Annotated in this window: 8 protein-coding genes; 5 read left to right on the plus strand and 3 right to left on the minus strand. The window is 64.6% G+C overall.

Features of this window, described 5'->3' with window-relative positions:
* Nucleotides 1-25: 25 nt before the first annotated feature.
* Complete coding sequence (locus tag ACWHYV_RS21840) at nucleotides 26-1,171, minus strand: baeRF3 domain-containing protein (protein ID WP_447978606.1); 1,146 nt, start codon at nucleotides 1,169-1,171, stop codon at nucleotides 26-28.
* 242 nt (nucleotides 1,172-1,413) lie between these two features.
* On the opposite strand from ACWHYV_RS21840, the gene ACWHYV_RS21845 reads away from it, so the two are divergent.
* The gene (locus ACWHYV_RS21845; RefSeq protein ID WP_447978607.1) at nucleotides 1,414-1,602 is read left to right on the plus strand and encodes a hypothetical protein; all 189 of its coding nucleotides are present in this window, start codon (nucleotides 1,414-1,416) and stop codon (nucleotides 1,600-1,602) included.
* Between the two features lie 7 nt (nucleotides 1,603-1,609).
* Here the strand turns inward: ACWHYV_RS21845 and ACWHYV_RS21850 are convergent, their stop codons facing one another.
* Both ACWHYV_RS21850 and ACWHYV_RS21855 read right to left on the minus strand, forming a co-directional pair.
* A complete protein-coding gene (locus tag ACWHYV_RS21850; RefSeq protein WP_447978608.1) occupies nucleotides 1,610-2,644 on the minus strand; it encodes a tetratricopeptide repeat protein in 1,035 nt (344 codons plus the stop codon).
* 76 nt (nucleotides 2,645-2,720) lie between these two features.
* Nucleotides 2,721-4,202 carry an FAD-dependent thymidylate synthase gene (locus tag ACWHYV_RS21855; RefSeq protein WP_447978609.1) on the minus strand — a complete coding sequence of 494 codons (1,482 nt, stop codon included), beginning with the start codon at nucleotides 4,200-4,202 and terminating at the stop codon, nucleotides 2,721-2,723.
* A 143-nt stretch (nucleotides 4,203-4,345) separates the two neighbouring features.
* Between ACWHYV_RS21855 and hisS the strand changes: the two genes are divergently transcribed.
* From hisS to ACWHYV_RS21875, 4 genes are all read left to right on the plus strand, one after another.
* Nucleotides 4,346-5,605 (plus strand): histidine--tRNA ligase, encoded by a 1,260-nt coding sequence (gene hisS, locus ACWHYV_RS21860; protein WP_447978610.1) that lies wholly within the window; start codon nucleotides 4,346-4,348, stop codon nucleotides 5,603-5,605.
* 102 nt (nucleotides 5,606-5,707) lie between these two features.
* Nucleotides 5,708-6,028: a DsrE family protein gene (locus ACWHYV_RS21865; protein ID WP_447978611.1), complete on the plus strand. Its 321-nt coding sequence runs from the start codon at nucleotides 5,708-5,710 to the stop codon at nucleotides 6,026-6,028.
* 9 nt (nucleotides 6,029-6,037) lie between these two features.
* Complete coding sequence (locus ACWHYV_RS21870; RefSeq protein ID WP_447978612.1) at nucleotides 6,038-6,382, plus strand: hypothetical protein; 345 nt, start codon at nucleotides 6,038-6,040, stop codon at nucleotides 6,380-6,382.
* A 3-nt stretch (nucleotides 6,383-6,385) separates the two neighbouring features.
* A complete protein-coding gene (locus ACWHYV_RS21875) occupies nucleotides 6,386-6,652 on the plus strand; it encodes a hypothetical protein (protein WP_447978613.1) in 267 nt (88 codons plus the stop codon).
* The last annotated feature ends 334 nt before the right edge of the window (nucleotides 6,653-6,986 follow it).

A 6,986-nucleotide genomic window follows, 5' to 3' on the forward strand; every position in this document is an offset into this window, starting at 1 on the left:
GTCAATCCATGGTTCCCGCCGAGGCTCAGTATCGGAACACCGCGGCCGCCGCGTGGCCGTCCGGCACCTGATCCGGTGGCACGGCATAGACCGCCCCGGCATGCAGGAGGGTCTGGACGGCGGCGAGATCGAACAGCTCATCATCCCCCGCCTGCTCCTGCTCGTGCACCTCGACCGCATAGGTCTGGGGATCGAAGCGCCCCCAGCAGCTGGCGCCCAACGCGATGAAGAGCGAGGCGACCCGGCCTTGGTGCGCCGCCCGCACGATCTCGTCGATCGCGTGGGAGGCGCGGCCTTTGGCCAGCCCCTCGCGGTAGTCCGCCGCGGCTTTGTTTCTCGCCTCTTGAAAGTACGGTTTGACGACCGACAGTGCCTGCTGATGCAGCTCCTCCGGTTTCAGCCCGTCGGGATTCCCGGTGACCCCGCGGTCCAAGAGATGCTCATAGCTGTTCACCGCCCGGTAGAGCGGGTGGAGATACTCGACCGCCGCGACGATCAGCGGCGCCCGCTCGTCTCTCAACGCGTCGGCCACCGCCTTGTTCACTTGGCGCAGGTACCGTTCGATGTTCCGATCGTCGACATCGGTGCTCGAGCCGTGTCCATGGACGATCCCGCTGCCGGGCTGACCGGGCGGGGTAATGGGCTGGAGCTGGAGCTGCGTCTCGGGCTGCTCGTAGCCCTCGGCGGCCGTCACCCCTTGCGGCGCGTTCGGGAGGTCCCTCTGGTGCACGCTGTGCGCGCTGCACTCGAGCAGTCGGACCGCCTGCTGGCTCAAGGCCATCACGAAAAACCGACCTTCCTGGCTGAGCACCGGCATCAGCGGCTTGAGGTAAAAGCGGTCCGAGACACTGAGAAACTCAGTGAACGCGAGCGGCAGGCGGTACACGCGAAAGACGTCCTTCGCCCGAAACACGGCCAGCCCGTCGCTCTGGTGTCGCCAAAACGCGGCATCCTCCAGCAACTCATGCACGGGCTGGAGAAAGGCTCTCGCTTCAGGCGCCCGCATCCGATCCGTCAGCTGGGCTTCCGCCTGCTTCAGAAGATTCTTCAGCCGGATGGGGTCCTGCTGGATCTCGGGTCCCGCCCGATGGGTGGGCATGAATAGGGACAAGGACGGGGGCTCCGACCGCGCGGCCAGCGTCTTCAACTCTTCGTGGGTCAACAGTGCCATACCTCTCTCCTTGGGTGACGGCGAGATCGCCGGGTCACGAGACGACCCTGATGACGTTATTGCAGGATCGTGGTCTGAAGGGCGATCCGTCGAACTCCGACGCCGCCGTCAGCCGGAGGCCCATGCCGGTGCGACGACACTGGAGGTTGAGCGAGCCTGCGCCTGGGAAGGCCGCCCGGACCACGGGGCGAAGGCGTGGAGCGACGACAAGGACGGGCGCGGTCGGGGTGGTAGGGTGACTTATGCCTTGTCCAATCTGTTCGGCGCGGGCCTTCTATCACACCGGTGCCTTTTGGCGCTGCGACCGGTGCGCGTACATGATTACCGACCAAGCCTTGTTGATGGAGGAGTCGCGGGACGGAACGCGCGTGCGGACCCTGTCCGGGCCGACGCGGCAGCTCGGGAGGAAGCGCGCGGCGGAGGCTTCCTAGGCCGGGATTAATCCCAGGTGCCGCCTTCCTTGAACAGGTGGTTCATGATCCGGGACTTCTTCTCGGGATCCTTTTCGAGCTTGACGGCCTTCGCGTACAGATCCATGGCCAGCTCCGGCTTCCCGCGCTCCGCATAGAGACGGGCCAATCCCAACGTCGCGCTCGCATCCTCGGGGTTGTCCTTGAGCGCGCGGTTGAACGTCTCCATCGCCTCGTGCTTGGCGCCCCGGTTGAATTGGATCCAGCCGACCGCGGTGCGCGCCGGGGCAAAGTACTCATCGGCGCGCAGCGCGTCTTCGTATTCCCGAAGCGCGAGATCCGTTCGGCCCTTGGTTTCGTACAGGCCGGCGAGCGCGAAATGGAGCTCGGCGTCGTTCGGGGAGAGCCGGAGCGCCTCTTTGTACTCCGTGATCGCCGCCTCGATCTTCCCTTGCTCCGCCAAGGCGCAGGCCAAGTTCGCGTGCGCAATGGGATCGGCGGGGTTGAGCTTGATGACCTCGCGGTACTGGGGAATCGCCATTTCGAGCTGGCCCTGATGCTGGTAGGCCACGCCGAGATTCGTCCGGGCGGCGGCATAGCGAGGGTCCAATTTCACCGCTTCGCGGTACTCCTTGATCGCCATCTCCATCCGGTCGGCGCGCTCGTGGATCTGGGCCAGGAAGTAGTGCGGCTGCGGGGCGCGCGGGTCGAGGCGGATCGCCTCCTTGTACCGGTTCACCGACTGCTCCGACTGCCCCGACTGCGCTAAGAACATCCCGGCGACCAGGTGGGCATTCGCGCTGTCCGGATGGGCTTTGAGCAGCCGTTCGGTCCAGTCCCGGATCACCTCGATATCCTGGGACTCTTGCAGGCACTTGCTGTGGCTCTGCCAGGCCAGACCGAACTCGCCGTTCAGCAACTGAACGACGTTGAGGGCGAAGTGAGGCCGCGGGTCCGCCGTCGTCCCCAGACTCGAGACCCACGCCTCGGCCGCCTGGGCCGCCGTTCCCCAGTCGCCCCGGACCAAGGCTTCTTCGATGCGCTGTTCGTAGGAGCTCGACATGGTTTCGATAGGGTCTGTGACTCTCGTCCCACTCGGCGCTCAGCACTCATCACCGGGCGTCACGGCCCGTGCGTCCCTAGCGGGTAAGTCGATCCTCTTCCTCGGGCGGCGTCGCCTGGATCTGCGCCCCGAGGAACGGGTAGCGCTCCGCGATTCTCTGCTTCATCTCCCAGGCGATCCGGCGATAGGACCAATGCCCTTTGACGCCTGACCGCAGCTTGGCGATGTACTCGGCCTCGGCGTAGTCCATCTTGAAGAGGCAGCGCATTTTGAACCCGAACGGGATCGCATAGAGCGCCGCCTCCTGGCTGGCCTTCTTGAGCTGGTCGATGTCGCGCCTGACCGCATCCATGGCGTCCCGGTATTCCACGTCCAGGCCGGCCTCGATGAGCGCCGGCGGCACATCATAGCCGTGCAGGGTCGTGAAATTTTGTTGGATCTGCTGGCACCGGCGATGCCGGTGCAGGTCGCGCCACCCTCCCACATCCATCAGCACGTCGAACACGAACGCGTAGCCGGCCCGAAACTCCTTGATCAGCTCATCGTACGGCCCTCGCGTGCGGAGCGCGACCTCGATCACCTCGTGCTTCTGTTTCTCGCTCCACTCGCCGACGAGGGCGAGGAGCCGCCGATACGAGGCGTGGGCGACCCGGTAGAGCAACGTGGCGGCCAACTCATCGAGCGGCGGATGCGGCTCGATGAGATCGACTCGCTCGCCGTCCGGGGCGGGCGTCTCCAGCCCGGTGCCCCGCAGCACCTCCCGGGCGTAGCGGGCGAGCTCGGTGTAGACGGTCGCTTGGTAGGGACTGGCGCGGGCGTGCCGGGCCAGGGTCGGGGCGACCGGCTTCCCGGGCGCCGGCGACTCCCCGCACAGCTCTCCCCAGAGATTCACGGCCGGGCGCTGGCACGCCTCCTTCAGCTCTTCCCCAATGAGGCGCAACTCGGGCAACTGGGACGACAGCAACCGGGTGATCTGCTTCTCGAGGGTCCGGATGCTCACGACCTGACCGACGTTCGTGCGGACGGCGAGCGGCAGCAGATACCGGGTGACGTCGAACGCGCGGGCGGCGATGGTCCGGTCGTAGTCGGCCGGCTTCATCCCTTCGGGTCTCGGCGACCGCTCGGCGAGGTATCGGGTGAGCGGCGCGTGAAGATGCTGATACGCGTTGAAGAGGCTTCCGAAGATGCCGCGGTAGAAGCCCTCCGTCTCGGTGCCCCGGATCGCATCGGGCACGTAGCATCCGCTCGGGCCGAAGCTCTGATACCGGCTCGATTTGGCCTGTCCATCCCAGAGCGGCTCGTCTTCGATGCGGATGGCCGCCAACTCCGAGATGTGCTCGAAGCAGATCACGACGTGGCCCAGGTCGGCGATCGAGGCATGGCCGTACGCGAAATAAAACTGCTCCCAGAATTTCTCCGCCGAGTGCGCGTGCACCCAGCGGAGGCTGTCTTCGATGGAATCGGGTGAGCGGCTGTAGCGCGCCAACGCATAGGCCGACTTCTCGGGCGGCATGGGCGCCAAGGCGATGACGCGGCGGGTCGGACCGTCAATCGGCATGTGCAGGTCCTTCGAGGATACCGTGGACGTTCGTCGGCGCACTATAGTCCCGCGCGCCCTGTGGTGCAAGCCGCATCCCCGGTGCTCGCGTTGACTTGCGAACGAACCGCTCGTTATAGTTCGCTGTCGAGGAGCGTGCGGCCATGATTCATGCGATCAAGGGTGTCAAGGACGTCCTGCCCGACGAGATCGCGCGTTGGCAGGCAATCGAAGGGGCCGCCCGTCGGCTGTCGACCCTCTACGGCTTCCGGGAGATCCGTGTGCCGATCTTCGAGGTGACCGAGCTGTTCGCCCGCAGCATCGGCGCGAGCACGGACATCGTCGAGAAGGAAATGTACACCTTCCAAGACCGCGACGGGAAGTCGTTGACGCTTCGCCCCGAGGGGACCGCAGGGGTCGTCCGGGCCTACATCGAGCACAACCTGGGCGCCTCTCCACTTCCACAGAAGCTCTTCTATCTGGGACCGATGTTTCGGCACGAACGGCCGCAAGCCGGCCGCTTGCGGCAATTCCACCAATACGGCGTCGAGTCCTTCGGCAGCGCCAACCCTCTGGCGGACATCGAGGTGATCGCCCTGTTGTGGCGGTTCCTGACGGATCTCAAGCTCCCGAGCTTGGCGCTGGAGCTCAACAGCCTCGGCGACCAGGCGGACCGGGCGGCCTACAAAGGCATGCTGATCGAGTTCCTGAACCTCCGCCAGGACGCGCTGTGCGAGAACTGCCGGCGGCGCACGACGACGAATCCCCTTCGGGTGCTCGATTGCAAGACGCCCTCTTGCCGCGCGGCGACCGAGGATGCGCCGAACATTCTCGATTCGCTCTCGCCCGCATCGCGCTTGCACTTCGAAACCGTGTTGACCGGGCTGAAGGATCTCGGGATCCCGTCGGTCATCAACCCCCGCCTGGTGCGCGGGTTGGATTACTATACGCTCACGACGTTCGAGGTGACGTCTCAGCACCTCGGCGCCCAAAACGCCGTAGGAGCCGGGGGGCGCTATGACGGGTTGGTCGAGACGTTGGGCGGACCGAAGACCCCGGCCGTCGGCTTCGCCGTCGGGCTCGAGCGCGTCGCGCTGATGCTGCCCGATGCCGCGGTGCCGCCTCCTCCGCAGCTCGTCGTCGTTGCGGCGTTCGGTGATACCGGCGCCGCCGTCGGGCTGCGGCTCTTGGAGGAACTCCGCGCCCAAGGGGTCCCGGCGGACATGGACACGCGCGCCTCGACGCTGAAGGCGCATCTTCGCCAAGCCGATCGCCTCGGCGCCTCCCTCACCCTGATCGTCGGGGACGACGAGGTGACCAAGGGCCGCGCGATCATCCGGAACATGGCGTCGAAGGAACAAGAAGAAGTCCCCTTGGCGTCCGTGACGAGTACGCTCGCCGCCCGATTCCGGCCCGGTTTCTAGGGCCGTTTTTCCAGTTGACATCGTAGGCTCAAGGGAGTAGTTTCTCAAACATTATCAATGACTAGTGCTCTTCGAGCGTCTTGACTCATCCTGTGGATTTCGATGCAGAAACAGAAGCTCGGCGTGCTCTTGTCCACCCCCCCATCTCATCCTAATGTCAAGACCGTGGCGCATCTCTGTGACGAGGGATTACGCTCCGGGGTGGACGTCTATCTCTACCTCATCGACGAGGGCGTGAAGAACATCGACAATCCGGATCTCGTGTCCTTGTCGCGGTCGGGTGCGAAGGTGTTCGCCTGTGCGTACGGTTGCCAACAGCATCATGTGTCCACGGCGACCCTCGATCCCGGGATTCAACTCTGTGGGCTCGTCGTCCTGTCGAACATGATGAACGGCTGCGACCGCTTTGTCGCCTTCAACTAGCGGAGCCTCGTGTCCCCACGCATCGCGGTCGTGATCCGGGAAGATCCTCGAAAATCAGGCCGCGCCGTCGAAGCCTTGCGCATCGCGCTGGGGCTCGCGGCCGGTGACAACCCCACCACGGTCGTGCTCCTGAACGAGGCCCCGTGGTTGTTGGCCGAGGAACCCGAGGACCTCGTCGATCAGGAGATCCTTGAGAAGCATCTCCCGGTGTTCAAGGAGCTGGGCACCCCCTTCGTGGTGGAGCCAGGCGCGCGTGCCCGGGTCACACTGGATGCCGATTTCGCCGTTCGAGAGGCGGCTCGCGACGAGATCGCCTCCATCATCGCGGACGCGGATCGCGTCCTGGTCTTCTAGAGCATGACACGGTCGAGGAAAGTCCTGTACCTGGTCAAAGACGGCTCCCCCACCGCGTTGGACCTGGTGTCCTCGGGCTCCCAGGCTGGGCACGATGTCTCGGTTGTCCTGATTCAGGATGGCGTGACGCTCTCCAGCGTTCCGGCGGCACGGGTGTACGCCTTGTCCGAGGACGTCGGCGCGCGATCGGTACGAGCGAGCTATCCGGCGGTGTCGTATGGCGACGTTCTTCGGATGATGTTCGAGGCCGATTCGGTGATTGCCCTGTAACCGACTCTTCTCCTGTGAGATTCGTGTCGCGTAAAGACTTCGTAATAGCAGAAGGAAGTCGTAGGTAGGCTGAAAACTGTTGATGAGATGTAACGAGTTGAAAAAGTTGGTAGAATCTAGCCAAGGACAGCGCGGGACCATGGGGTGGCCCTGTGGATAGGCGCTGTGTAAGGTCCGGGAAAGCCGGGGGCTAGCACGGAGGGGTCGGAGGGGCGATAGGGAGGCATGCCGATGCCCGGGGCGATCCCGATCAGTTCTCTCCAAACTCTGTTGAAAACCGACGGAAATTATCAACAGGTGTTAATAAACTTGTGCATAAGTGGAGGATCGCATC

The sequence above is a fragment of the Candidatus Nitrospira bockiana genome, from assembly GCF_965152565.1.

Excerpts from the sequence above, each read along its gene's own strand:
- ACWHYV_RS21840 (WP_447978606.1), bottom strand. The coding sequence starts at position 1,171 with ATGGCACTGTTGACCCACGAAGAGTTGAAGACGCTGGCCGCGCGGTCG.
- ACWHYV_RS21845 (WP_447978607.1), top strand. The coding sequence starts at position 1,414 with ATGCCTTGTCCAATCTGTTCGGCGCGGGCCTTCTATCACACCGGTGCC.
- ACWHYV_RS21850 (WP_447978608.1), bottom strand. The coding sequence starts at position 2,644 with ATGTCGAGCTCCTACGAACAGCGCATCGAAGAAGCCTTGGTCCGGGGC.
- ACWHYV_RS21855 (WP_447978609.1), bottom strand. The coding sequence starts at position 4,202 with ATGCCGATTGACGGTCCGACCCGCCGCGTCATCGCCTTGGCGCCCATG.
- hisS (WP_447978610.1), top strand. The coding sequence starts at position 4,346 with ATGATTCATGCGATCAAGGGTGTCAAGGACGTCCTGCCCGACGAGATC.
- ACWHYV_RS21865 (WP_447978611.1), top strand. The coding sequence starts at position 5,708 with ATGCAGAAACAGAAGCTCGGCGTGCTCTTGTCCACCCCCCCATCTCAT.
- ACWHYV_RS21875 (WP_447978613.1), top strand. The coding sequence starts at position 6,386 with ATGACACGGTCGAGGAAAGTCCTGTACCTGGTCAAAGACGGCTCCCCC.